This window comes from Arthrobacter sp. MDT1-48-3 (genome assembly GCF_054511015.1).
In genome coordinates, this window is record NZ_JBTNDL010000004.1 from 13,609 (window position 1) to 39,060 (window position 25,452).

Annotated in this window: 29 protein-coding genes; 18 read left to right on the forward strand and 11 right to left on the reverse strand. The window is 60.7% G+C overall.

Annotated elements, in window-relative coordinates; genetic code table 11:
- Positions 1-163: 163 nt before the first annotated feature.
- On the reverse strand, positions 164-775 hold the full coding sequence (locus ACX80L_RS09995) for a GrpB family protein (RefSeq protein WP_459289392.1): 612 nt from the start codon (positions 773-775) through the stop codon (positions 164-166).
- 305 nt (positions 776-1,080) lie between these two features.
- On the opposite strand from ACX80L_RS09995, the gene ACX80L_RS10000 reads away from it, so the two are divergent.
- Positions 1,081-1,263 carry a hypothetical protein gene (locus ACX80L_RS10000; RefSeq protein WP_459289394.1) on the forward strand — a complete coding sequence of 61 codons (183 nt, stop codon included), beginning with the start codon at positions 1,081-1,083 and terminating at the stop codon, positions 1,261-1,263.
- A 99-nt stretch (positions 1,264-1,362) separates the two neighbouring features.
- On the opposite strand, the gene ACX80L_RS10005 is transcribed toward ACX80L_RS10000, so the two are convergent.
- Entirely contained in the window at positions 1,363-1,524 is a 162-nt protein-coding gene (locus ACX80L_RS10005; RefSeq protein WP_459289396.1) for a hypothetical protein, read from the reverse strand.
- A 513-nt stretch (positions 1,525-2,037) separates the two neighbouring features.
- Between ACX80L_RS10005 and ACX80L_RS10010 the strand changes: the two genes are divergently transcribed.
- Positions 2,038-3,345, forward strand: a complete 1,308-nt coding sequence (locus ACX80L_RS10010; RefSeq protein WP_459289398.1) for a hemolysin family protein — start codon at positions 2,038-2,040, stop codon at positions 3,343-3,345.
- Positions 3,346-3,795: 450 nt separating this feature from the next.
- Here ACX80L_RS10010 and ACX80L_RS10015 read toward each other — a convergent pair whose 3' ends face one another.
- Positions 3,796-5,880, reverse strand: coding sequence for a sensor domain-containing protein (locus tag ACX80L_RS10015; RefSeq protein ID WP_459289400.1), 2,085 nt, complete (start codon positions 5,878-5,880; stop codon positions 3,796-3,798).
- Between the two features lie 154 nt (positions 5,881-6,034).
- Between ACX80L_RS10015 and ACX80L_RS10020 the strand changes: the two genes are divergently transcribed.
- The 6 genes from ACX80L_RS10020 (at position 6,035) to ACX80L_RS10045 (ending at position 9,810) form a co-directional block, all read left to right on the forward strand.
- A complete protein-coding gene (locus ACX80L_RS10020) occupies positions 6,035-6,178 on the forward strand; it encodes an ANTAR domain-containing protein (protein ID WP_459289402.1) in 144 nt (47 codons plus the stop codon).
- Between the two features lie 633 nt (positions 6,179-6,811).
- Complete coding sequence (locus tag ACX80L_RS10025) at positions 6,812-7,276, forward strand: GAF domain-containing protein (protein ID WP_459289404.1); 465 nt, start codon at positions 6,812-6,814, stop codon at positions 7,274-7,276.
- 72 nt (positions 7,277-7,348) lie between these two features.
- Positions 7,349-7,543 (forward strand): ANTAR domain-containing protein, encoded by a 195-nt coding sequence (locus tag ACX80L_RS10030; protein ID WP_459289406.1) that lies wholly within the window; start codon positions 7,349-7,351, stop codon positions 7,541-7,543.
- 458 nt (positions 7,544-8,001) lie between these two features.
- Entirely contained in the window at positions 8,002-8,274 is a 273-nt protein-coding gene (locus ACX80L_RS10035; RefSeq protein ID WP_459289408.1) for a hypothetical protein, read from the forward strand.
- Between the two features lie 317 nt (positions 8,275-8,591).
- The gene (locus tag ACX80L_RS10040) at positions 8,592-8,942 is read left to right on the forward strand and encodes an ANTAR domain-containing protein (RefSeq protein WP_459289409.1); all 351 of its coding nucleotides are present in this window, start codon (positions 8,592-8,594) and stop codon (positions 8,940-8,942) included.
- Positions 8,943-9,027: 85 nt separating this feature from the next.
- Positions 9,028-9,810, forward strand: coding sequence for a GAF and ANTAR domain-containing protein (locus ACX80L_RS10045; protein WP_459289411.1), 783 nt, complete (start codon positions 9,028-9,030; stop codon positions 9,808-9,810).
- 290 nt (positions 9,811-10,100) lie between these two features.
- Here ACX80L_RS10045 and ACX80L_RS10050 read toward each other — a convergent pair whose 3' ends face one another.
- Positions 10,101-10,691 (reverse strand): PAS and ANTAR domain-containing protein, encoded by a 591-nt coding sequence (locus ACX80L_RS10050; RefSeq protein ID WP_459289413.1) that lies wholly within the window; start codon positions 10,689-10,691, stop codon positions 10,101-10,103.
- A gap of 251 nt (positions 10,692-10,942) precedes the next feature.
- On the opposite strand from ACX80L_RS10050, the gene ACX80L_RS10055 reads away from it, so the two are divergent.
- Entirely contained in the window at positions 10,943-11,497 is a 555-nt protein-coding gene (locus tag ACX80L_RS10055; protein ID WP_459289415.1) for a hypothetical protein, read from the forward strand.
- A 49-nt stretch (positions 11,498-11,546) separates the two neighbouring features.
- Entirely contained in the window at positions 11,547-12,305 is a 759-nt protein-coding gene (locus tag ACX80L_RS10060) for an endo alpha-1,4 polygalactosaminidase (protein ID WP_459289417.1), read from the forward strand.
- A 650-nt stretch (positions 12,306-12,955) separates the two neighbouring features.
- Here the strand turns inward: ACX80L_RS10060 and ACX80L_RS10065 are convergent.
- The 4 genes from ACX80L_RS10065 to ACX80L_RS10080 form a co-directional block, all read right to left on the reverse strand.
- Positions 12,956-13,597 carry a GNAT family N-acetyltransferase gene (locus ACX80L_RS10065; RefSeq protein WP_459289419.1) on the reverse strand — a complete coding sequence of 214 codons (642 nt, stop codon included), beginning with the start codon at positions 13,595-13,597 and terminating at the stop codon, positions 12,956-12,958.
- Positions 13,598-13,840: 243 nt separating this feature from the next.
- Positions 13,841-13,972, reverse strand: a complete 132-nt coding sequence (locus ACX80L_RS10070; RefSeq protein WP_459289421.1) for a MarR family transcriptional regulator — start codon at positions 13,970-13,972, stop codon at positions 13,841-13,843.
- A gap of 442 nt (positions 13,973-14,414) precedes the next feature.
- Complete coding sequence (locus ACX80L_RS10075; RefSeq protein WP_459289423.1) at positions 14,415-15,047, reverse strand: GAF and ANTAR domain-containing protein; 633 nt, start codon at positions 15,045-15,047, stop codon at positions 14,415-14,417.
- Between the two features lie 385 nt (positions 15,048-15,432).
- Entirely contained in the window at positions 15,433-16,029 is a 597-nt protein-coding gene (locus ACX80L_RS10080; protein WP_459289425.1) for a recombinase family protein, read from the reverse strand.
- Positions 16,030-16,300: 271 nt separating this feature from the next.
- Here ACX80L_RS10080 and ACX80L_RS10085 point away from each other — a divergent pair, with 271 nt between their 5' ends.
- The 7 genes from ACX80L_RS10085 to ACX80L_RS10115 all read left to right on the forward strand — a co-directional run bounded on the left by ACX80L_RS10085 (position 16,301) and on the right by ACX80L_RS10115 (position 20,754).
- Positions 16,301-16,588: a hypothetical protein gene (locus ACX80L_RS10085; protein WP_459289427.1), complete on the forward strand. Its 288-nt coding sequence runs from the start codon at positions 16,301-16,303 to the stop codon at positions 16,586-16,588.
- 66 nt (positions 16,589-16,654) lie between these two features.
- On the forward strand, positions 16,655-17,497 hold the full coding sequence (locus tag ACX80L_RS10090; protein WP_459289429.1) for a hypothetical protein: 843 nt from the start codon (positions 16,655-16,657) through the stop codon (positions 17,495-17,497).
- A 751-nt stretch (positions 17,498-18,248) separates the two neighbouring features.
- A complete protein-coding gene (locus tag ACX80L_RS10095) occupies positions 18,249-18,629 on the forward strand; it encodes a DUF2256 domain-containing protein (RefSeq protein WP_459289431.1) in 381 nt (126 codons plus the stop codon).
- Between the two features lie 22 nt (positions 18,630-18,651).
- On the forward strand, positions 18,652-18,864 hold the full coding sequence (locus ACX80L_RS10100) for a hypothetical protein (protein WP_459289433.1): 213 nt from the start codon (positions 18,652-18,654) through the stop codon (positions 18,862-18,864).
- Between the two features lie 336 nt (positions 18,865-19,200).
- Positions 19,201-19,401: a hypothetical protein gene (locus ACX80L_RS10105; protein ID WP_459289435.1), complete on the forward strand. Its 201-nt coding sequence runs from the start codon at positions 19,201-19,203 to the stop codon at positions 19,399-19,401.
- 324 nt (positions 19,402-19,725) lie between these two features.
- Entirely contained in the window at positions 19,726-20,088 is a 363-nt protein-coding gene (locus tag ACX80L_RS10110) for a histone-like nucleoid-structuring protein Lsr2 (RefSeq protein WP_459289437.1), read from the forward strand.
- A gap of 39 nt (positions 20,089-20,127) precedes the next feature.
- Positions 20,128-20,754, forward strand: a complete 627-nt coding sequence (locus ACX80L_RS10115; protein WP_459289439.1) for a hypothetical protein — start codon at positions 20,128-20,130, stop codon at positions 20,752-20,754.
- Between the two features lie 83 nt (positions 20,755-20,837).
- Here ACX80L_RS10115 and ACX80L_RS10120 read toward each other — a convergent pair whose 3' ends face one another.
- Both ACX80L_RS10120 and ACX80L_RS10125 read right to left on the reverse strand, forming a co-directional pair.
- Positions 20,838-21,419 (reverse strand): dihydrofolate reductase family protein, encoded by a 582-nt coding sequence (locus ACX80L_RS10120; RefSeq protein ID WP_459289441.1) that lies wholly within the window; start codon positions 21,417-21,419, stop codon positions 20,838-20,840.
- A gap of 918 nt (positions 21,420-22,337) precedes the next feature.
- Entirely contained in the window at positions 22,338-22,928 is a 591-nt protein-coding gene (locus tag ACX80L_RS10125) for a hypothetical protein (protein WP_459289443.1), read from the reverse strand.
- Between the two features lie 989 nt (positions 22,929-23,917).
- Here ACX80L_RS10125 and ACX80L_RS10130 point away from each other — a divergent pair.
- Complete coding sequence (locus tag ACX80L_RS10130) at positions 23,918-24,262, forward strand: DUF7793 family protein (RefSeq protein ID WP_459289445.1); 345 nt, start codon at positions 23,918-23,920, stop codon at positions 24,260-24,262.
- A gap of 253 nt (positions 24,263-24,515) precedes the next feature.
- Here ACX80L_RS10130 and ACX80L_RS10135 read toward each other — a convergent pair whose 3' ends face one another.
- Positions 24,516-25,418 (reverse strand): LysR family transcriptional regulator, encoded by a 903-nt coding sequence (locus tag ACX80L_RS10135; RefSeq protein ID WP_459289447.1) that lies wholly within the window; start codon positions 25,416-25,418, stop codon positions 24,516-24,518.
- Positions 25,419-25,452 lie beyond the last annotated feature (34 nt).

Here is a 25,452-nt window from a genome sequence, read left to right on the forward strand (position 1 = left end):
AGCACCTGGCTGTGAAGGGGCGCTGCTCGAGCCCTCAGACCGTCAGATATCGAGGTTGCCCCTTCATCAACATGACACGATCCTCTAACACTATATGGCGGGATCAGCCGCTTCAGTATCGTCCTGTAGGGATTGCTTTGCGTTCTTTGGCTGAGAGGGACACTTAGATGAGAAACCCTGCCGCGCGAAAGGCCCGCTTATAGATATCATGGATAACTGTCTCTTTGCGGGCGTTGTAGTCCATGACGCGCTGCGGTGTTTTACCAGCAGCAGCGCGTTTCGTTTCCGCGTAGAGCTCTCTATCGGTGGAGTCGGCACGCAACCAGTCGCGGAAGACGATGTGTTTGACCAGTTCGGGACTGTCCGGGCCGAAGACATGAACATTGGTATCCATGCCGTCAGTTCTACGCGGGCCGTTACGTAACATTCGGTGCTCATGCCACCACGGCTCACGGACCGTAAGGAGGAAGCCGGCGTTCTGCAATTGCGGCAGCCAACTCTGTTCAGCAGCAGGGTCAGCAACCATGAGGTCAAGATCTATGACCGGTTTGGCTGGAAGTCCCGGCACCGCCGTCGATCCGACGTGCTCTACCCGCAGGGCCCTGAGGCCCAAGGCTGAATGCAATCTCTCACAAATTTTTTGAGCCTCACCTGGCCATCGAGAGTCGTATTCCACTACCTCTATCGCAGCACGCAAAGGCTGGATCACCCACGGGCTCGCCCCGGGCGGCGCAGGGACTTCATGGAAACTCAGGATTTCGTCGCGACTCGGCACGCCGAAATCCTACTTGCTGGACATGCGCGACCGCTGGGTCAGACAAGATCATACCGACGGTCCTTTGAAGCTGGACACATCACCCTCGACATGGCCCGCTGGCTAATCGATGCCTGCCTGCCTGCCTCGATCGCTAGCTCCTGTAGCGCGCCAGACAATGATGAGAGGTGTCTTCACTGCCCGGTGAGAAGGACGGCGATAAGGGTCACAATGATCTGACGGTGTGAGCAAAGCTGACCACGGTAGACCTCCGGCTGGAGCAGTCCCGCTAGCCAATCCTGACCTGCCCGGCAACGGACGCCCTCATGCACATCGATGACAGAACACCGGTCAGTATGCCGCTGGGTCTGCGCGATGATTGGTTGAACCCGACTCTCCCCGACGGTTTCGAGGTACAGCAGGCGCTGGAGGAAATCCCGGAACCTCATCTGCTTCCTGGGGTCGTTGGTGCAACGGCGGGAACGCGCGCAACGACGGACCGCACCTGATCGAGCCGGTCGATTAGGCATAGGCGGGAACCGAACCCAGGGACGGTTGAAGGAGGGAACTCAGTAGCGGGCTCCTTCAACCACCGGGCGACGTGTGCGCTACATGTTGTAGATGTAGCGGATGGCGTACTTGTACCGTGAGCCGTCGCGGAAGCATGGCTTGTAGTCGTCGACCTGCGTCCGTGGACTGGCGTTGATGCGGTACAACTCGTACTTCAACGCCGCCATGCATCCCGAATACGTCGCGTAGGTGTTCGTCATGGTCCAGCAACAGACCGGGGCCGCGTTTGCTGGCACACTCGCCCCGAACAGCATGCCGCCTGCCAGTGCTACAGCAGCTGCAGTCTTCGTCACATACTTCATCATTTCTCCCCCTGGTGATGGTAGGCCGTTGTCACCCTATCGAGGGCAGCGGCAGGGAAACAACGGGAAGTACTGATTCCGGCTGTATCGCTTCTATAGCCAGCTTGCCGCGGCGGGTTGGCTGTCGGTGGATTAAGACTCGCCGCCTCCGTCCGTACGCCTTGAATATGCCAGTCCGATGCGAGACCACTAGAACGGCTTCATTTGGGGCTATTGGGGCTGGGCCGATTTTGGATGATCAGTGTGGTTTGGGTTGCGCTAATAAATGTGAGCTTATGGCCTCGGAGTCGACCTAGGTGGTCTTCTTTTCTACAGTGGATGTATGCCCCCATCATCTCAGGCCTCGTCCGACTGTCATAGACCCGGTGCCCGGCGGAGGCCGGGCCGGCTGCCCGTTGTTGGGGTGGCCCGATGAACGGGGACTTGGGGTTGAACATTGCGTTGGTCGTGGTGTTCGTCCTGATCGGTGGTGTCTTCGCCGCGACCGAGATGGCGTTGGTGACCTTGCGTGACAGTCAGGTTAGCGCGATAGCCCAGCGTGGGAAGCGAGGCGCGAAAGTCGCCGCGCTGGCTCGTAACCCGAACACGTTCCTGTCCGCGGTGCAGATCGGGGTGACGGTCGCTGGATTCGCGTCAGCGGCGTACGGGGCCTCATCCATTGCGCCGTCCGTTGCACCCCTGCTGGTGTCACTTGGGTTGGCCGAGCCGGCGGCTCTCACCCTGGCCACGATCCTACTGACCCTGATCGTCGCGTACCTCTCGCTCGTTCTCGGTGAGCTCGCACCGAAACGCCTCGCGATCCAGCGCAACGCGCAGTTCGCCTACGCGGTGGCGCCGGTGCTCAGCGGCTTCGCGCGGCTCATGCGGCCGGTGATCTGGTTGCTGTCCGTGTCGACGAACGCGGTCGTCCGGCTCCTTGGTGGCGACCCGCACCGCACCAGCGAGGAGATGACGGAGGAGGAACTCCGGGACATCGTGATTAGTCATGAAGGACTGCCCGAGGAGGAGCGCCGCATTCTGGACGATGTGCTCTCGCTGCGTGGTCGGCAGATCAGTGAAGTCATGCGCCCCCGACCCGAGGTCGTTGCCATCACCAGCAGCGACACCGTCGGCGAAGCCATTACGCGCATTGAGGAGTTACCATTTTCCCGGTACCCGGTGGTCGACCAGTCCATTGATGACATCACCGGCTTCGTGCATGTACGGGATCTGTACGACGCGGCCGCTCAGCATCCTGATGCACCGCTGGAGTCAGTTCTCCGGCCTATTTCGTACCTGCCCGCCACCGCCAGGGTCCTGCCGACGCTTACGAAACTGCGGGCACGGAACACACACATCGCAGTCGTCATCGACGAATACGGTGGTACGGACGGCATCATCACGTTAGAGGATCTTGTCGAGGAAGTCGTCGGTGAGATTTTCGACGAGTACGACACCGACGCCGCACCCGTGAAACTCGCTGACGGCGGGGGTGTTGTGGACGGGCGGTTGAACCTGCAGGACTTTGCTGAGGCCACTGGCATCGAACTACCCCGCGGTACCTGGGACACGGTTGCCGGCTTCGTCCTCGACCGCCTCGGACGCCTCGCAATGCCGGGAGACACGGTCGAGGTGGATGGAGCAACCTTGCAGGTCACCAACATCGACCGACGACGCATCGCCGAACTCCTCGTCCTACCCGCACCGTCGCACTCCGATGCCGACCCACAGGTCACTTGAAGAGCTCAGCATCAACACCAGAACTGCACCAACGGCATCTTAAGTTGTTCCTTCTGGGTGTTCGCTCCTCACATTGCAAATCTGAAAGCGAGTACCAGCCCGTGACAGCTTCACCTCGCGCATGGCTGAGGAGTGTGTCGCCAATCGTTGACGCGGTCACCACCTGGAGACGTCACGAGAAGCTGAAGCTTTTTAGGTTGAAGAGTCGGTGCCGGGCTACTTAAAGGTGCCTAGGCCACCCAGTCCACCCAGTCCACCCAGTCCACCCAATCCACCCAGTCCACCCAGTCCACCCAGTCCACCGATTAGGTTGCCAGTGGTGATGATCTGGCCGATGCCAGCGCACTTGCGACAGTGCTCGCCGAGAAGTACCTCATTGAGGAAAGAAAGCTTAGTGCGAGAGAGCCCTTGTGCCGCTCAACCAAATGCTCTTCCCTGTGAAGAACAGTCTTATTCGACAAGGCGGCGTTGCAGGTCGTCGACGGACATTGGTTGGTCAAGGAGGAAGCCCTGGCCGGCATCGCACCCAAGGGCGCGTAGCTGAGCGAGTTGGGTAGAGGTTTCGATTCCCTCGGCGATAACGTCGAGGCCCATTCCATGAGCCATGGCCACGATCGCTTTGATGATGTCCTTCGGGCCAGTGTCGGTGAGTTCATCAATGAAAGACTTGTCGATCTTCAGTGTGGTGAAGGGCAGACTGCGCAGCCGGGCCAGTGAGGAGCGACCAGTGCCGAAGTCATCCACAGCCAACTTCACGCCGAGCGCACGTAGTTCTCGCAGCTGGATGGCGATCGTGGCATCAGGACCTGCGAGGATGCTCTCTGTGATTTCCAGGGTCAGGCGGTGAGGAGGCAGTCCTGCTCGATTGAGGGCGTGCGTGACGATGTCGATGAATCCGGGTTCGGCGAGTTGACGGATCGACACGTTCACGGCGACGGCGAGATCTTTCGAGGCGGCGGGTATGCGGGCAATCTGCTGGCACGCTTCGGCAAGTATCCAGGCGCCGATAGGAACGATGACCCCGGTTTTCTCGGCAATGGGTATGAAACTTAGTGGAGAGACAGAGCCGAAAGTAGGATGCTGCCATCGCAAGAGGGCCTCGACTGCCTTGGGCCGGCCGGTGGTGAGGTCACAGATGGGCTGGTAGTGCACCGTGAACTGACCGATTTGCAACGCGGCGCGTAGGTCCGCTTCAAGTTGGACTTGGGCGGTGAGTGCGTAGCTCATCTCGGGTTGGAAGGCTCGCCATTGAGCTTTGCCAGCGGCCTTGGCCGCGTACATGGCTAGGTCGGCATTTCGAAGCAGATCTTCAGCATCGACCGGTGAGGATCCATGGGTTTCCGCGATCCCCACGCTGGCACGCGGAGTGATGTGTTGCCCGCTGATGTTCATCGGGGCATCCAGAGTGTCCACGATCCGTTGGGCCAAGGTCTCGCCGAGGCCGGACGAGGCCTCTTCGGCGAGGACCGCGAACTCGTCGCCGCCGAACCGTGCCACGGTGTCCCCGGCTCGAATCAGACCCTCGAGCCGTGCGGCAATCTCGCAGAGCAGCTGGTCCCCGACGCTGTGCCCGAGGGTGTCATTGACGTATTTAAAGTCATCGACATCAATCATTAACAAGATCGTGGTGGCACCGGTTCGTTCGGCTTCGGTAAGTGCGAACCCGAGCCGATCCATGAGCAACGCCCGGTTCGCGATTCCCGTCAGCGGGTCGTGGAAAGCGCGGTGCTCCATCTCTGAGGCCTGCCGGGCTAAGGCGTCTCTGGTTTCGCGTAACCGCCGATCAGCGGACTTGGCCGCGGTGATATCCCTCCCAACGTACGCCAGGCGCAGTACCGCGCCGGTGTCATCTCGCACAGGTGAAACCGTCAATGACATCTCCACCGCCATCCCATCGGCCCTAAGCTGCACCGTTTCCAGTTGTTCGATCCGCTTCCCTGCAGATACCTCGGCCAGGATGTGATCGAACTCATTTGATGAACTTGCTGGCATCAAGCGGGCAAAGGACTGACCGATCATTTCGGCCGCCGTGTAACCATAGATCCGGTCAGCTCCGGAGTTCCAGGTCCGCACCGTTCCATCGAGGTCGGTGCTGATGATCGCATCCGATGATGCTGCAACGATGGCCGCGAGCTGCCCGGACAACTCAGCAGCGGCGACTCGTTCGCTGACATCACGCAAGAACGCATACAGGGCCACGCCATGTGGATCGTCCTGAGCCCACACTGTGAGATCAATGGGGAATTCGCGGCCCAACCGGTGTCGAGCGGTGACCTGCACCGGCCGACCGACCCGGCGCACTTCACCTGTGGTCACAAACCGGCGCAGCCCTGCCTCGTGCGCCGCTCGGTCCTGTTCGCGCATGATCAGCTCACTGACTTTACGGCCAATCGCCTCGTCCTTGGTGTAGCCGAACAACTTCTCCGCCGCACGATTCCAATCGGTCACCACACCGTAAGCATTCATTCCTACGAAACCATCAGCAGCGTTGTCAATCAATCGCTGCGCGCGGAGGTTTGCCTCCAGCAAGGTCACCTCCGGACCCTTAGACATCCCAGACTCTCCCGACTCGGAGCCACGCTGGCTCCTCCCCTTGACATGACGAGAAGCGTCATCCGCCGCAACGAGTCACATTCCACTACTTTCGCCGAAGTCTACCGGTTCCCGAATCTTCGTCATCAGCATCCTCATGAAGCGGTGTAAGGTCTCAGCTCATCAAGCCTTCACCCTAATTGCGACCGCGAGCAACAGGACGAACACGAACCTTATCGACGTGACCGAACACCTCGTCGGTAGCTGTTCACTCAACACCAACGGCCATCCCCGCAGCTAAGTGGCGCCCTTCTTACAAAATGCCCGGCATTTCTATAGAACACCGAATGTTTCCGGCGCCCGGCCTCTCAGTGCGCGCATCCTCCCTCGCCTGCCCCGGTCCTACCCCATCTCCTGCCCCCTTGTTGGGTGTGGTGCCCTTGATAGCAGGGCGGTGCTGCAAGGTTCTGGGCGACGGGGATCTGTCTCCCGTTCGGCTGTCTCCTGCTCCGGCAGTCGGACCCGCTTGCGCAGCTCACGACTCTCCAACATCTCACTGCGCGCCTGACCAGTCTTCGAGGCATTACCGGCAGGGCGCAGTTACTTCGTGAGCGTCATCGGGTGAATACCGAAATCTTGAGCGACCTGCTCGATTGTCACTTCAACATCGCGGTCTCTCACCACGCGCACTGCGTCGTCACGGGTCTCCTTGGTCTAAGGCTTGGGCACAGCAATATCTTTCGGGCTCACTGTCCGGCGGCCAGATCAGATGTCACCCATCGGTGCAGCAGACCTTGAGCTTCGAGCAGCTTTCCAGGGCCCCGAACAGTGCTTGCGACAGAAGCGCTGCTTAGGAATTATCCCCGCGTTGTCTCGGGCCCAGTCAGAGTCAAATGTGGGCGCCATATGGCGCAGATGGTGAGGTTGCGCACACGTGACGACCACTCCCCCACCGCCGCCTGAATTCAAGGCGATCTTTGGCCGAGCCAACGGACAACTCCTGACGGAGCAAACCGCGCAGGATGCTGTCGACGGCCTCGCCGACATCGCCCGGGACATCATTAGTGCCGCCGGTGGAGCTGGGGTAAGCATCATCGACACCCTTGGCACACGTCTGAGCGTCGGAGCTACCGATCCGCATGTCCTCGCAGCTGATGATCTGCAGTACGGCCTCGGTGAGGGGCCGTGCATGAGTGCCTGGTCGACCGGGATCTCTGTCTACATCAAGGACACGCACCCCGATGACCGTTTTCCTGCCTGGAAGGGCGCCGCAGCAGGTATCGGTATTCGGTCCTGCCTCAGCGTCCCTCTCCTTGCGAAACCAGTCAGCCTCAGCGCAATGAAGGTGTACGCGGACACGGTCAATGCTTCTCCGACGAGGACCGGCGACTGCTCGTGAACCTGGCACGATCCGCCGCGGAGCTTCTTGGTCACGTGCAGACCAGCGACACACCAACGGATCAGCGCGGACGTGAAAACATCCCTGGCCGATCGAGACACTGTCGGGGTAGCCCGTGGGATCCTCATGGAACGCTTCGACCTGCATAAGCAGGAAGCGATGGAACGCCTGATCGGGCTAGCCACCGACACGAACACCACCATCGGCTCGGTGGGCGCCATGATCAGTGAGCGGCAGGACGGCCCTGAGCCCAGCGGTGCACAATGATCCGGGAACTGACGACCTGAAAGTAAGGTGCGCTCACCCGCCACGCCAGGTACGCCGCGGGGCTCACCGTGCTGAACGTCTGGATCCGGTACTTCTAACTCATCGGTAACGCTGACGAGTTCGAGGTCGACGCCTATCTGAATGAACTCATGCCTCTGCCGGCCCTGCACCGGAACCTCGTCGCCCACGCCGTCAATGAACTCATCCGCGAGACACCACCACCCACGTCCCCTACACAGACACACCCTGGCGCCACGCCCACCCGCAGGCCTGGAGGAAGCCATGGACCTGGGCGCGCATGCGTCTTGGTCGTTAGAGAGCTCGCCGCCAGCGACATCTGAGGTGGATTGTACACCACGAATTACTCCGCGACGCGGCGGGGAAGCCCTGCTTACCATTGGTGGCAGACACAGGTCGCCCCAATCTTGTCCAGGCAGTCGAGGAAGGAAAAATACGTCATGGAGGAACACGCGCCAGATGAGCAGTACGCCGAGACGTTCGAGGCGATGAGTAGGGCTGGGTTGTCGCTTAGTGAGGTGTGGGTGCACTACTTCAGCTTGGGCGGGTACATCGATGAGTATGAGGTCAACGCCTATCTCCACGGGCTCCTGAGCCTACCGGAGCTGGACCGGGACATGATTTCCCAAGCCGTCAACGAGCTCTACGACGACATCTGCCGCAGCCCCCGCGCACCTTTCAGCAGAGACTTGCACCGCCGCCACGCCGATTAAGCACCACCCGTAGCTCACCACCGCCCACTGCTGGGCTGAAGCGCTGCACTACGGACAGGCCGTGCTGGGATGCCGGTCCCGCGCTTGTGTCAAGACGGCATACCTGTCGGGTGTGTTGTCCCCGACGGTTACCTTCAACACGCGGAAGATGCATGAGTGCCGGGAAGCTCGAGAATTTGTTGGATCGGATCTGTGCTGACTGACGCCAGTGTGGGAGTGCTATGACTCGTAACGGCTCACCCTATGGGGGTCTGACGTTCCGTGAGAGAGTGAGCCGACAGCCACGATGCACGCCTCGCTGAGTCGAAGGATCAAACATGTGCGATCAGGATGACGAAGAACACCACCATGGTGGAGCTCCTGAGGATGAGGGTCACGATCATGGGACCCGCGAGAGCCGTAGCGGTAACGCCCGTCTGGCAGGGCTGGAGGACGTCGTGGAACGTCTTCGTGAGGTCAACGACCGTCTGGGGCAGATGACTCGTGCAGTGGAGTCCCGAGACGTGATCGGGCAGGCCAAAGGCATTCTCATGGAGAGATACGGGCTTACCGCTGATGAAGCTTTCGCGCTGTCACTCTCTGCGAGCAACAACAGTCAGGCTCGGCTCGGTCAGGTCGCAACGGCTCTCGTCACTGATGGGCGCTTACCCGACATCGCAGGTGGTTGAGAACTCGCAGCAACTGTCGCCGGTCCGGAAAGCTTCTAGACGTTCACCGGTTAGGAGAATTCCTACGCCATGAATGGCGGCGTGGGTGGAGTTCGGAACGAAGGGGGAATGGGTCACGAGTAGTGATGACACGGCTGGTGTAGCCGCTGATCCAATCATCGGTAGTGGCGTTGGTAGCGGCCTTGCTGAGCAGGTCAGCGAGCTGGCGAGGGACCTGCAGCGCGAACCGGACGCGGAGCAGATCCTCGATGACATCGTGCAGGCTGCGATTCGGTTGATCCCCCATGCATCCGAGGCGTCCATCAGCCTGGTGAAGGCACACAGGACCGTAGACTCCCATGCCGCGTCCAGTGACCTGCCGCGGGACGTTGACTCCGTGCAAACCGAAGTGCGTCAGGGTCCATGCCTTGATGCTGCCTACCATGAGCAGATCGTCCGGGTCCCCCACATCGGTGAGGAAACAAGGTGGCCGAAGTTCGCGCAACGAGCCTGGGACCTCGGGGCTCGAAGCATGCTCTCCTTCCAGCTGTTCGTCGACGGCGACAACCTAGGCGCCCTGAATGTGTATGGGGAGCACGTGGGCGCCTTCGGGGACGAGGACGAGGAAATCGGGCAACTCGTTGCCGCGCACGCCGCCATCGCCTTCTCCGACGCCCAACACATCGGCCAGCTCAACGCGGCACTGATCAACCGGGACATCATCGGACAGGCCAAAGGCATCCTGATGGAGCGGTACAAGATCTCCCCTCACCAGGCCTTCACCCTGATCGCGACCGCGAGCAACAGGACGAACACGAAACTCGTCGACGTCGCAGAACACCTCACCACCAGCGGAGAACTCACCACCAAAAAATACCCCCGCACCTGACCGGGACTCCTACACCAGTACGGACAGCGCTCGATCGCGGACCCAACTTTCGACATCTCCGTACCCGGCCGGCCGTCGTGCCTTAATAAGTGCGCGCCTGCCGCAATGTCATCGCGAGCCCGGGGTCCCGTTTGGTTCTGAGCACCAGGGGGACCTGTTCCCCGTCCGGCTGCTTGACCAGGGAACAGGCCTATCCCAGTCCAGCACGAACCCTTACACTCCGACCCGCCGTTCAGGGTCCTGGCGGCGAGGTTGCATTTCCAGCCCCCGTCAGGTGCGCCGGGGCCTTCTCAATGCGCAGGTCGGTCTGGGTGGATTGCGTCGACCAGTGCGTGAAGCGTCGCCGGGGCCGCGCACACATCGAGCATGGCTTGGGCGATGTCGGTGACTTTGCGGTTGTGGTTTTGGCTGAAGCTGCTGATACTGGCGAACGCCTCGTCCGCACTCACACCCTTCAAAGCCATGAGGACGCCTTTGGCTTGCTCGATCACTTCCCGCCGGACCGCTGAGCGGGATACCGCGTCATCGGCGCGCTGATGGGAGTCCACATGGATCGAAGCGGTGATGTCGGTCAGATAGCCGCGGATTCCCGTGGTCTTCCCGTCGTGCTGGACGGCGTTGACGACGCCGAGGACCTGCCGGTGCGATCCCCGGGCGTCGATGATGGTGTGGTACCAGGCGATCGGCTCGGTACTGGTCAGGATCTGCTCCCACAGGGACCTGGCCTTCGCCTGCTCCCCGGGTGCGATATGCGCCATGCCCAACTCCAGCGACGGCATGACATCGCCGCGACGGTATCCATGGATCCGGTACATCACCTCCGACCAGACAAAGGTGCCGGTTTCAAAGAAGTAGTCGAACGTCCCCGTCGGGCAATCCACCGCTTCCGTCGAGCCCCTGGACGCCGGCCCGACAGCAACGGTAGAGCTAGCCTCCGCAGAGTCAGGAGCGGAAGTGACTATGAGATCTTCGGGGAAGTCGCTAGAAGCAGGAAGAGGTGGCATCCGCAGATCCAATGTTCAGAACCAGAATGAGGGCCAACTGCTTAACCCGGACATTGTTCACTGCCACAGTATCAGCGCCTACAGTGCCGGACAGTGCGATCCCGGGGTGTCGAGAGTTCGGTTCGAGGGTGAACGACCAAGCCGTGCGTGACCGACCTACGCGGTGGTCTGACACCCAGCACGACGTACTTTCCTTCATCGTGCTGGAGTTGCAGTGGCGCACCCCGTGCCTCTCACGCTTCGCGAAACGCAGCGTCCTGTTCGGCTTCGGCGGTCGTCTCGACCTCGGTATCCCTATCGGAAGGGGTCGAAGCAGCTGTGTCGCGGATCGCTTGGCGGCAATCGAGCTCTTCCCGCAGCTCATGGTGCTGACCATCGGTCTCCGGATGCACCTCACCGTCACGGATGTACTGCAGATCCCGGGTGCGGTGGTTCCTACTGTTGAGGATGTCCAGATCATCCCGGTCTATCCTCGTCAGATCCTCCGGGAAACCCGCATCCGGATCCAACCTGCTGCTATCGCGCACGAAATGCCTCAATCACGAACTGGCAACCAAGAAGCCCCGCTTCTAGAGGCAAAACCGACGATACCGCATCGCCTCCTCGAGACCTGCCCCACCCCAGAGCACTACAAGGTCACCTGGCGCCGTCTCGGAAACCTGTTCAACCACTGTCTGTCTTAGCGTTGGGCACTTCCAAGGCTATGGTGGCGCGGTGAAGGGTCTTCGATGGATGTTCAGCGCTCTGGCTGTTCTGATTGCAGGATGTTCGTCACCCCCGCAGGTCTTTCCGGGAGGTGCTCAGTTCGATTATCAGCTCGGCGGTGGGTACGAGCCGCCCGAGGGGGTAAGCGTCGTAGTACGGGATGCGACAGACGATCCTGCTGTCGGGATGTACTCGATTTGCTATCTGAATGCGTTCCAGACGCAACCGCAGGCTGCGGAGTCTTGGCTTGCCGCCGGCCTGGTCCTGGAAGTCGACGGTAACTTACTGGCTGATCCCGATTGGCCGGACGATTATCTTCTCGACACGGGTTCAGCCAGCACGAGAAAGGCTATTGCCGCCCGTATCGCTGAAGACATTGTGCAGTGCGCTAGGAAGGGATTCGACGCCGTTGAGCTCGACAACCTCGACTCGTATAGCAGATCTCATGGTCAGTTGACCTTCGAGGACAACCTTGAGGTCGCCGAGGTGCTGGTGAAGCAGGTTCACGATGTCGGCCTCCTTGTAGGACAGAAAAACGCGGCCGAGGAATCTGGCCGGCTACGAGACATCGGCTTTGACTTCGCCGTAGCAGAGCAATGCGTGGAGTTCGATGAGTGTTCTACCTACACCAGCGCTTACGGCGCGAACGTCCTTGCTATCGAGTACTTGGAAGGGTCCGGGTCGGATGATCCCTGTGAAGCGCCAGACAAACCAACGTCCACCATTGTGCGGGATCTGAACCTGACGATGCCAGATGATCCTGCTTACCGGTACACCGCGTGCTAATCCCGTAGCGCCTTGCTGTCACGTGTGGCACCCAACCGGGCTGAGGCAACCGATTCGACACCGCTGACGAATGAGCGAAAGCGAGGACTGACGGCATATACGGCCCGGGGCTGTTCTGACCAGCCGGCTTCTTGACCGCATCAGGACAGCTCAATTCATTCCATCATGGGCCTCACCGTCCATTGAGCGGACAGCCTGCCGTAGCAGGTCTCGACAGAGACTTACCGGACACCATCGACGCCTGTACTAGTAAGCCTGCTTGCTATTTGCTCGTGATGGTGTCTACAGTTGCAAGGCAGCTTGCACCGGTCGACAAATCAGCTGCTTGTATCGGGAGCGAACGCCCAGTATGAGCAGGAGACGACACAGGCCGGTGCCTGTAAGACAAGCGCAAGGCGGCGGGATCCCAGGACGGGAGATCCTGCCGCTTTTTGCTTTGCGCTCTCAGGCGCATCGTTTGGTGACTGACTGCGACAACCCCTCAGCTAAGTCCCAGCAGCAAGGCCCTTACGTGATGCACCTGCAGGCAGGCTCGCGGCCGATGTCGCCATAGTCATGTGCGGCAGCGCCGATGAGGTTCATGGCAGGGAGAGGCGCAGCCGCTAACTGGCCGGCGCTTCCCACGCATGGCACGTAATTCGCGGTTCTGCTCAGGCCGTGGTGATCAGCGCACGGAAATGTGGGTGCTCGTCCAGGAAAGCCTGTGCATGATGGCAGTACGGGATGGTAGCGAGTCTGCGCTTGTGAGCGGCAAGGAGCACATTCTGGATGAGGACCTTCTCGATTCCGGCGCCGTCGAATGTGTCTGCGACGATGGTTCGGTGGAGCCGGAGGGTCCCGCCGCGCAAGGTGTACGCGACGTACCCGGCCAACATCCCATTGCGGAAAAGTTCAAACCGGCGGTTCATCGGGTTATCTCGGAACTTCTCCCGCGTACTCGTGCCGGTCGGCTCGCTCCTTGCCTCATCCTCGCGCTGGCGAAGTTCGTCGACTACCCGCTCGTAGTCCTCGGACGTCCCGTAGGACGGAAAGTCGCTGTCCAAAGCCTTGAGCAGGCGGTTGCTCCAGCGGCGCAATTCCCTGTGCGACACGTCGCTCAGGTCGAACGGCACGTGGAGGAGCGGTTCGGTGACCGTCGACAGCGCCCCGAAGTCCTCGGTGCCTTCCGTCGTGGTTAGGTGCGCCAACTGCAGGGACGAACCCCCCAGATCATCCGACGGGGTATGGCCATCAGGGACCGCCGGCACCGCTCCGGCAAGCATCGTATTCAAGGAAAGAGGAGCTATAGACACGTTCGAACCTTCTCGGGAAGGACTGGCAGGCCATCGGCTCGACCTGTTACCCACCATATGAGAAAGCTCAGGGTCTGTAAAGCTAGATTGCCTAGCTATCTTCGGCGGTCTTGTCTCAGACTCCGAGCGCCCGGGTGGAGGAGCGATCAATCCCTCTCGAGATACATCTCGCTCCAAGGACGTCAACGATGACAGGCTCTGATCGATTGCGGCTTCGAGTTCCGGTTGGATCCGCTTGTGTTCCTAGATGCCGGCTTTGGTGGGGAGGAGGCAGATCTTTCGGCGTTCAGCACGATTCGGGCGCCGCTGGACGAAGCCAGCACTCTTGAGCCTGTCAGCGACGGTGGTCATGCTGGCCGTCGAAAAATCCAGCACCCCGGCCGGCGCTTATAAGTCGAATTCCTCCACGCCAATGTCCGCCCCAATGATCAGGACCGACGCCCGCGCTGCCATCGCGTTCACGCCCAGGTTTTCCTGGGCAAGGTCCTTCTTCATCCCCGTCAGATGGACCGAGACGCGGCGCATGAACACGTCAGTGGACAGATCTTCAGGCTCAGGCAGGTACTGCCTGAAACTGGGCGTAGTACGCCATGACCACCACGCAGATCACCCTCGTGCTCTGGCCTAAAGAATCGGTCCCTGCTGCAAGAAACCCTTTGAGGTAGTGTTCACAGCAGAAGCAGCCGGTGTGGCGTGTCATCCCTAGGCACGGTGAGCACCGGCTGCTTTTTTCTGTCCCAGTCTGCAGGGGCACGTTGATGAGCATGTCGACCAGCGGTTCAATGAGCCGGTGTGAGGTGGTGGATCCGAGGAAATGTCAGTTGAAGTGGGTAGTGACCGGGGCTGGGGTGACGCTTTCCACCACGGCGGCGGCAACCACGCTCAGCTTCACGTTCCGGGAGCTGGAGGCCATCTTGAGAATTTTCACGGCCTCCTCTTGGGAGCACCTGTTTTGGCTCATGATGATTCCGGCCGCGAGGTCGATGATCGTGCGGCTCTGCATTGCGGCCTGAAGGTCCTGCGAATGATCAGCTAGATCGGCGATCCGCACCGCAAGCCGCAGCGAACTTGACGCGGCATCGGCATAGTCCCGTGCCTTTTCGACCGCCGCATCATCGAAGGCACCTACTCGTGGCGAGTACAGGTTCAGGCTCGCGTTGGCTTCTCCATCAAGGATTATCGGTACTCCGATCGCGGACAGCATCCCGTGCTCGGCAATATCGGTCGAATACTCACCGAACCGGTCCTCGGTGCGGAAGTCCTCCACCCGGTACACCTTTTCTTTCCGCGCCGCCCGCAGGCATGGACCGTCGTTGTGCTCGTACTGCAGTTCGTCCATTTTCTCGGCCTCAACACTGCTGCTAGCCACCGTCGCCATTCTGCGCGGACGCAGCAACGTCACCCCACACAACACCGGGGCCGACTCCGTGGACAACTGCTCAGCGGCCATCACAGCCAATGAACTTAGGAACCCACGCACGTCTTCACTATCCAAAACCGCGTCCTGCAGCGCCGCACTGGGCGAAGATGTGGGGTCGTTTCCTACAGGGCTCATTGGGTCCTCAACTCAGTCAGGCAACAACGGAACAGGCGTAGCAGCGCAGCCCATCACTAGGCGCTCTGCTCGGGATCGGAACAAATCCCGCGTGCACGAGACAGGATGACATCGGGCCCCCTCATCACCTCAACATCACTGCACCTCGACATCGCCGCCTTGCTCATTGTGCACCACCCTCTCTGCCGCGCCACCCTTCGCACCTATTCGCACGCCCACACAATTCGGAGCAAAGACCCGCGTGTCGGAGGTGGAGCCCAAGTACGTGGTGACGCGGCACTCATCGAGCAGGCTCACTGCCACCGATGCTGAGATAGCGGTACACCGTCGCCCGGCTGACTCCGATGATCTTCCCGATATCGCCCGGGGCAAGGCCTTGCGCTTTGAGGTCCCTGGCGCGCCTGACCTTCACATGATCTGTGGTCACTTCCCGTCGGCCAGCCTTTCGTCCGTGCTCCGCAGCCGCGGCCATGCCAGCCTTGGTCCGCTCGGCGAGCTGGTCCCGCTCGAGCTGAGCGAAAGCCGACATGACAGTAACCATCGCCCTGCCCATCGGCCCGGTAGTACTGATCCCTTCGGTGACGCTGCGAAAATGCACTCCCCTGCTTTCGAGGTCATCGATCAGGGCGAGCAGGTTCCGGGTGTTGCGCCCAAGCCGGTCCAGCTTCCACACCACCACCTCATCACCGGTCCGCAAATGGTCGAGAAGCTTGTCGAGCTCCGGCCGGCTCGCTGTTGTGCCGCTAACCCCGTGATCGGTGAAGATCCTGTCGCAACCTGCGGCAGAAAGCGCCGCTCGCTGCAAATCCGCGTTCTGCTCCAACGTGCTGACCCTGGCATACCCGATGCTTCCCACTCCTACGCTCCTCACGCTCATCAAAGGCGCTGATTCCCTTTGATGAGAATACTCGACGTGAGACACATTGCTGAGACACAATCGCGGCTCTGGAATCCCCGCCGGCGCTCGAAACGTCTAATCGGGCCAAGAACTTTCCAGTTCGTCCGGTCAAAGGATCCTTTGGCGGGACTCACGCACCGGACCGATACACACGGTCTCGACCCTCGCACACAGGTGTAGCCGTGCCTTGGCACGGGGCTTCATTGCAGTGCTTCTCGATCAGCCCGGCATCGTCGCCTTGGGGTGATTTTTGCGCAAGACCGGCGACGGCGAGTTGATGCACGCTATGGCAGGTGCGTGCATCCTCGTCGTGCTGAGGAGGTGTGCGCTGCTTTATACGATCGGGCGTTTCCTGCTTGATCAGATTCGACTGCAGATCGACGCAGATGAATCGCCACTGCTCGCATCCATGCGTGAGCTGGCGCGAGCACTCTGGCGAGAGCAGGGCGCAGGATTTACGCACCGGGAAGACTCGACCCCTCTGTCGTTCGCGCCGCTTTACCTGAACTCATGGCCGGGGTCCCTGGCCCAGTATTGAGGCAGTGAAGTCGATCGTCGCTGGAGACACTCGCGTAAGGAATGGGCTGGACTCAGCGACGAGGAGTTGAAGGCGCTCGTCGCGGTACTAAACGGCAATAACGATGCACTGGACGCTACTCAGCCCGCCTTTGCCGGAGAACTGTTCTTCTACTTCGCCGCAGATGCAGACTTCGCGGCGGCGCACCTGCTCCCGCTATTCAACGATCCGCAGCGACATGCCTTCGCCTGGAATCCCTTCCTGCACCATCCCAGGTGGAATGACCGGATCCTCGCAGCCGGCCTCTTCGACGGCATGGTGGCCGAGCTCAGCCGTCTCGACGAGTTGCAAGACGGAACCCTGCATCACATTTTTCTGGGGTTCATAACCTCCGTGATGTCATACGCGGGCATCACGAGTACCGATCGAAGGCGCCTGCTTGACCAGACAGTGCTCGCATCAAACGGCTCGCATGCCGCCGGCTTCGCTGAAGCAGTGGCCCGGTTCCTTCGTGAAGACGGCATCGACGGCGCCGAGGTGTGGCGACGGTGGCTTGGAAAACATCTGGAACGCCGCCTCAGCGGGCAGCCTCGGCTCGCATCCGCCGAAGAACTTGCACACTGGGCGGACATCGTCCCCGCCGTCGGTGAGTTCGTCCCTGCCGCCGCGACGCTTCTCGGCGGACACAGCATCGGCCTCAGCGAGAGGTTCTTCAACCCGGATTTGCCGAATGACGTCCTCGCCTCCTATGGCCCTGAGCTCGTTGCTTTCTTTGCGGAGCGGGTTCGAAACATGACCGGCTCAGACCACATGATGACGTATCGCGCGCAGAAACTGGTCGAGACGATACGAAGCGCGGTCAGCGAATCCGTTGCCCAGCCACTAGTTAACGCAGCGACGGAGAGGGGGCTTCTGGATGCTGCGAAATGAAACAACCTCGAGCAGTGGAATCTCGACCTCTGGAGGCCTGCTGCTCGACGCGATATCGGGCCACGCGATGGTGGTTGGAGCTCGGTGACTGGCCGTCTGCCATCCAACCTCAGCGTCTCACTGCTGCCATCACAAAGCTGTACCGGCGATTTCTGGCTCTCAGCTATTTGACCTCCCTTGCGCACGCACCCACGCACGAGGCGTTGGTCCCGGTCCTTTCGGGCTTGATCCCGGTGAGCTGGCGCGTGGCGACTCTTGTACCAGCGCCCGTACAAGAGTGCTCTTTCCTACCTCTATCCACGATTAGTGCTGAGCTTTGCCGTGGCGCTTGCCCTCGCACGAGCATGTGCAATCGTCTCCTTCAGCCTTCCTGCACCGTAGGTCGCAGCCCGGGCCGGCTTGTTACCACTTGTCCCTTAGCTTCATTGCTCCCTCATACTAAAGAGCTCACGGTACTGCCAGAACTGTCATATGCGCTGTTATCGGCGTCAGATCATCCGGAGCAGGTCGCCCGCGCCGACATGTGGCATCCTCTGCCACCATTGGGGAGGCAGTTTGCAATGCGGCTTCTGCGCACACTGGCCACGGAAGGCATTCCAATAGCACCACCAGTTCCGACGAGCAAAGCCGCCCGACTCGCGTTGTGTAAGGGGTACGAAAATGTGCGACCGCTCTCGCCCATTGAGCGACGGCGCCTTCGCCGTGATCCGCTCCATCTCCGGACGCGTGTGACGGCTGCGGTGGCCCGGTGATGAGGTCGGCAGGTCCGGCGCACGAGCCCAAGTCCTGCCGCTCCTGCGGACGCCGCATCGAGTGGCGGAAGAAGTGGGAGCGGAACTGGGAGGACGTCGCCTACTGCAGCGACGCCTGCCGGTCCCGCAAAATCCGTGCCATCGACACCGCGCTCGAGGAGTGGCTGCTCGCGCGGCTCGACGCCGCAGCCCGCGGTTCGGGGATCGACCCGGCCGACGCCGCAGCGGCCCTCGGCGGCAGTGACAGCCCGCTGCACGAGCCTGCACGCAACGCTGCCCGCAGGCTCGTCGCCCGCGGACTCGCGGAGATGGTGCAGAGCGGCGCCGTCGTAGATCCTTCGACCGCCAAGGGCCCCGTCACACTGCGCAGACCCCGCTGATCCTGCTGACCCCACTGAATGCATGACCCCGCTGACCGCACCGTGCGCGGGCAGGGTGTTCCGCCGTCGTCCGTGCTCGGCGCGCGGATGGCTCGAAGCGCTGGTGTTGTGGTTGGGCATCAACGCAATTCCTGATACGCATGACACAGCCCTGTTCCCTGCGATCACGAAACGTCCACGCATACCGGTCATTCTGCCCGTCTCTCGCCACAGCATCATCGGCGTGGTGAACTAAGGCTCCGATGCGCCGACCTGTACGGATGCCTCCTCACGGGCCGGCGCAGCGCCACCATCGTCGTGAAGACCGAGAGCTGATTGGTTGTCAGATTGCTGCGCCTCCTGTCCCAGGTGCACGGCACAAACGTCCCCATGCTCCGCTACTTGTCCCGCACACAGGGGGACAAGCAGGAACCATCAGCCCGCCTGCACACACCCACCCGCGTCACCGACACCGGGGAACTCACCTCGAGTAAATGGTGGATGTGGACAGCCTCCTCATGCTGGGGTGCTACGAAGGAAGCGCTATCGCGCCCGGGCGCGGAAGTACCGGAAGCTAAAGATGTAGAGGCCAATGAGCAGAATGCTCCTGAAAATGGTCAACTGGTTCGAGTGGAACAAGATGGAACCCGAAGTCGGCGCGCCCGTGGACTGGACGGTCCTGGAAAACGGCACCACCCGCACCAGCTTCACCACCGCACTACCAGACTGGTACCACTACGCACCCAAACCACGAACCTGCGGAGAACCCCTCGCCCAAAACCGCCGTGGGTGAGAACCAGGCGTGGGAACTACCTCATGGCCGTCAATGCATGACGCCCAGCTGATGCTGTCCGCGCCCAGCCGTCCACGACCGCCTACACGCGGCCACACATACGCACACACACAGTAGTGAAGATCGGCTTCCTCGAACCACTCATAAGAAACCAGCGCTAGAGGCTGGGTCGGCTCAGTGCCGTCACTCCCTCGACGAGTGACAGTGAAACTAACAGTGACGATCACGGCGCCAATAACGACATGAAGTGTGCTTAGTGTCATTTGAGTTAGAATTCGTAAAGGGGAACTATTTATGGTCTGCACGTAATTGAGGAGTACGACAATGGCGCAGCGTGTTCAGGTGGATTTGATTGACGATCTCAATGGCGAGGAAGCTCATGAAACCGTCCGGTTCGGTATCGACGGAACCGACTACGAGATCGACCTCACGACAGAGAACGCAGAAAAGCTCCGATTAACCCTGTCTGAGTACGTGGACAAGGGCCGGAAGGCAAAGACGGGCCGTCGCGGACAGGCAGCACAGAGCGGGCAGGGCGGGCAGAGCTCGTCCTCGACATCCACGAGTAGGTCCAAGCGGGAAGAGACGCAGAAAATCCGCCAGTGGGCGCAGGACAACCGACACAACCCAAGCTCCCGGGGTCGCATCACCCAGTCCATCATCGACGCCTACAACCAAGCCCACTAGTGCCTGACCTAACGGTTAGCTGGCTGGTAGGGGGGAACAGTGGCGGGACTCGATGATCTGATGTCGGAGTCCGACGGGCGGTGGGCGAAAGCCGAACGGTACGCCCGCGGCTTCGCCGACAATGGGATGGGCGAAGCCCTGCGGGTGTACTACACCCGCTACTTCCCCGTCGGCGTCGTCCTGTACGTCGCCGCCCTGACCCTCATTACCCCGTTTTTGTACGACGAGCCCCCGCAATGGTCGCTTGTGCTGCAGGGTGGCGCCGCCCTCTTCGGTCTCCTCGCGGCGATCGCCGGACTGATCTATAACGCCAAGCGAGTCAAACCACGCGCAGAGCTCGGCCAAAATCTCTCCATCACCATCGGGCTCGAGGTCGACGAGCAAAAGTACCTGAGGCGGGTCATCAGCGGCAAAAAGGCTCCGCCCCAGGATCCTGTTCGTCTTGCTGTAGCGCGCTCAGTCGCCGTGCAGAGCAGAAAGACCCAGGCAACGAACCTGCTGATCGAGCCCATGTACTCCTACTGTCTCGGAGGCCTCTTCGGGGACCTTTCCTTTCTGTGGATGGGCATCGCGGCCGTCTTCCTGATCACCACCGTCCTCTTCGCTCGTGAATTCCGTCGGGCAGGGCGGTTCCTCGCTACCACCGCACCTCAGAACGTGACCTGACCCCCGATCAGCACGAAGAACAGGGTGATCCCGGAACAGGGTAGTGCTTAGCAGGAGCCAGGTGGCCAAGGATCAGATGACCGTCAAGCTGCGGCGAGGTACCGGATTCTCACGAGCTCCGAGCCGGGCAGGATGCTCGCGTCGACCAGGCGCAGTCCGGCCCTGGGCCCGCAGTAGAGCTTGTTTCCCTCTCCAAGGAGTGCAGCACCGACCAGAACGATGAGTTCATCCACGAGCCCCAGCTCAAGCAGAGGACTCCACGTCGTTGCGCTGCCGAACATCACCAAATCACCACCGGACTGCTGCTTCACACGGATGAGTTCCGCCGGCGCCACTGACCGCGGAATGATGCGGGTGGTGTTCGCCCATGGTGCGTCCCGATCCTCCACCATGGAGTCGCTGATGACGAGCTTGGGCAGCGTCATGACGAAGTGTGCGATGTCGTGCTCACGTTGGTTCGCCGACTGGTCGGCTGCGACCGCTGACCAGAAGTCCCAGTTCTCTATGAACCACGTACTGCCGTACACAAGGGCGCCGGCCGTGCGCAGCAATCCATGATTATGGGTGTTGAAGGCGTCCTCGAAAGGCATCACACTGAGGTCGCCATCCCGGCCCTGGAAGTAGCCATCCAGTGATGTGAGGACTGAAACCACGAGTCTGGTCATGCGGTGAGCGTACAACTCCCCCGCCGGCATCGGAAGGAAACCTGACGGCGGCTCGGGTGGCGTCCGGGTCATCCACCTGTGGGCGAATGAAGCCCGAAGGATGAAGCTCAAAGTCGTCCACAAGTGGATGACCCGTGCCTGTACTCACTGCACTCCAATCGTGGCAGACACACCCCTACCCGTCCCGAAAAAGGCAAAACCAGCAGCTCACCAACGACGTCGCAAATTAGTGGTGCACAATCGGTCGTTTCTGCACGCGGGTCTAGACAGCAATCAACGTGCTTGGTGGTGTCCCGTTTAGCGCACCACCACCGGGCTTTTTCTCGGGCGGGGCATACGGGAATCTCATCGATCGGGCGTGAATAGGTCGAACGGGTCACGGCCGGCTCAGTCATCAGTGTCGCGGTCAGCGACCGGCTTACGGGCGGGGCTGTTAGCTCTCCGGCGGACATAGATCGTGCTCACTGGTCCTCTCCATGACTTCGACGGGCTTCAAGCCACAGCTTAAACTTGTGCTGACAGACCGTACAGATACGGTCTGCATCATGAAGGTAAAACATCAATCGAGAGGTAGGAGAAATGTTGGCGTTAGATCAGCTCATTTTTGGGTTAGTAGTCCTCGCCTTCGGTGGAACTCTCGCGTTGATACGAAAAAGAGTCAATACATTGCGTGACGCCTGGCTTGACATGTGGCACCCAAACATACCGACTCACGGTCAAAACGTCTTCAATAAGACAATGTACTACGTACTTATGATAGTGATGCTACTCATGGGCGTCTTCTTCATTCTTTGGAGTGCCTACACCGCATTTGGTTTCCTTGTAACATTCCACAGCTAGGCACCTACATGCCCGCAGGCGACTCACAACGAGAGAACGTGATCTAGTCGCAACGGAGCAGTACCGCGGGAGGATGGGTTACCGGGCGTTGTCAGCAGGGCCGCCAGCGGTGGGGAACTGGGCGATGAGTGCAAGTAGCTTTGTCCGGCGTCGACGGGTCCAGATGGGGTACCAAGCTCCGACGGAGAAGAAGAAGATGGTTGCAAGTATCCAGAACCAAGGGTGTTCGGGATTGTCGATGATCAAGTAGATTCCCATGATCCCGAACGCCCCGAACAACAGGGGGCCAATCCAGGCCATGACTCGGTCCGCGCGGATCGCCTTACGGAGCTCGGGAACCCATTGTTCGGCTGATGCGTCGTCCGGGATCCGGCGTGTGGACATTGCTCGTTCGACGTTGGTCTGTGTAGGCGAACCCGAGGGCTTCTTCTTTTCCCTGGCACTCTTCCACCGGTTGACCCGAAAGATGACAGCGGAGAGCGCAAGGCCTGAGAGAACGGCGAGGGCAACGTCGGCCAACACGACCGTCTCGCTGGTAAGAAGGTCCTTTCCCAGCAAGAAGACTGCATACAACACAGCAATGACGAGGAAGATGATCCAGTTCGGAGTGCGTCGGAGAGCTCTGACCCAGAAGCCCTTCTTTCTGACATCTTGTTCTGTGGAAGTCACACCCACAGTCTGTCAGTCCAGGTACCACTCTGACCGATAAGCGGATCGGCCTACGGACACCTGGGAATCTATCGAGGGCGAGGGTTCCAGCGGCCTCTCTTACGTTGAGCTGACCATCTGCCGCTCAGGATCGTGGCAGACTTCGTGGAAATCGCGAAGACCCACATCCTTCGCAATGCGGGCAAGCCCACTCAAACAGACTAGGTTCAGCTGTGCTACGTCGTCATCGAACGCCGAGGAGGACATCCTGTTGAGCGCAAAGACCTCAGTTCGAATCACTCTCGGGTTTTTCGTAATAATGCCAATCATCGTGCTGGTGGTTATTCTCACAGGAGTCCCAATGAGGGGAGGAAATGAGGGTACCTCTTGGTTCTGTTTTGCGCTAAGCGTCGTCTATTTCCTGGTGTTCTTGAGTTTCAACAGAAGATGGAAAGCCGGGAGGTCGACGGCTCAGCATTTGCGCGTACTTGATCCAAATATCTCAGTGGAGGAAGGAGCGGATCTTCTACAGAAGCACTCTTTCCTAATGTTGGTCTCTTCGGGTCTATTCGTCATCGCCGGTATCACCGCACTACTTATCTACTGAGGTGTACGCCTAATTTACAACCACGCGCCACGGTGAAGATTGCATGCTCATGGCTCGTCAGTTTCGTGTGGCTGAGTCTGTGGCTCCTTGGTGGGAAGTGCCGGTCAAGGATGGGTTCGCGAACGTCCCGAATCGGGGTAAGCGCGTACAGGCGCCCTTCGATTGGGGCATGGTCGCGCCTGTACAACAGTCCGATCAGGAGGTCGACTCCTTCACCGACGAACACGACGCCCTGACACGGCCGGCCAATCACCCGACTGATGCGTGAATGCCTTACGCGTGTCGGTACAGTCGGCGTACCCCAGGATTATCAGACGGTCGTACACGAGCTTCAGAGAGGAAGTGAGATATTGTGTGCAGCAAGAGGGTGGGTACTCCTGTGGAACTGCTGAGGCCGTTCACGATGGAACTGCGTAACGGGATCCTGTCGGTCGGTTGGGCCGAGGGGATGAGCGTTAGTGAGGCAGATGCAGTCGCCTTCATCGAGCATGCTGAGGCGATCTGCAGGACTACTTGTCCGCCGATGCTCGTCGAGCTCAACGAGATGGTGACCTTGAGCAGTAGAGCCCTGAACCACTTCGCGAAGGAACTGAACATTGGGGCGCTGGCCCTGGTGGGTCCGTCCCCTGTCGACAAGACAATCGCAGATCACTTCACCGTGGTCCATAACCCGCCCTACCCGAGCCGCTACTTCCCCCACCGGAACGAAGCCCTGACCTGGCTGACCGCATGCTCCACGCCGGTCTGATCAGAGAGGAGGTGGCTGTGACTTCACCCCGAAGTATCACAGGCAATGATCGATCGCCTAGTGCACCAACTGCAAGATGCAGTGGCGCCGGGCGATCGACCGCAAGGGCAAATTCGCGCTGACCAGGCGGGGCCGTGCTGCGGGTCATCACCCGGTGGCTTGGAGTCCTGTCAGGAAAGACGGCTTCGGTCGGGGTGGTGGTCCTGCAGGTTCTGCTATAGACGGGGTTCGGTGCCGCCCATCGCCCTGGTCACTAGCGGGTGCTTGTCCTTCGACATCCGTGAGCAGGGCGATGACGTCGGGGAGGGCGGGGGGGGCCGGGGTCGTGCCAGATCAGTTCGAGGGGAGCCAGCAAGGGGGGCGCCACGGGGCGGACGACGATCCCGGGTACCGCTAAGTGCTCCGCCACCGCCGGTGCGACCGGCGCTACCCCATGGCCTGCGGCGACCGCGCGAAGCAGGGCTTCGGGTGCATTGATGAGATTCGGCGGGGTGAGCACCTGGTCGGGACGAGACGGGCCCGCGGGGAGCAGGTGGGCGAGGAGGTAGTCGCAGACGCCGGGGAACTGATCGCGGGGGATCATCACGACCGTCTCCTCGGCGAGGTCGGTGACCGGGACGCTTTCCGCGGCGGCTAGCCGGTGCTCGGCCGACAGGGCCAGGTGTACCGGCACGCGAGCCAGGAGCCGCCCCGGAAGGTCCTGGTCCTGCGCGCAGCGCACCCACACGATGGCGGCGTCGGTGTGCCCATCCCGGACCGCGCGGATCGCGTCGCTGTCGGTGGCGGTCACAGCGGTGACCTCTAGCTCGGAGGCCGGCCCGGAGAGGCGGCCCAGGGGATCTTTCAGGATGTGTTCCACACCCGGGGCGACGCGCAGGCTGATATGCCGATGACGGCCGTCGGCGCAGCGGACTTCGGAGCGGGCACGGTCGGCGCGGGCCAACAGGACGTGGGCGTGTTCGAGCAGCACCTCCCCGGCGGGGGTGAGAACCACACGGCGAGGGCTGCGCTCGAGCAGGGTGACGTGCAGGTCCCGCTCCAGGACCTTGATCTGTTGGGACAGAGAAGGGGCAGCGATGCGCAGCCTGCTGGCTGCGCGCCCGAAGTGCCGTTCCTCGGCCACCGCCACGAAGTACCGCAGCTGTCGCAACTCCATGATTCACGTTAGCCCCTGGCTCACGCGCCGGAGG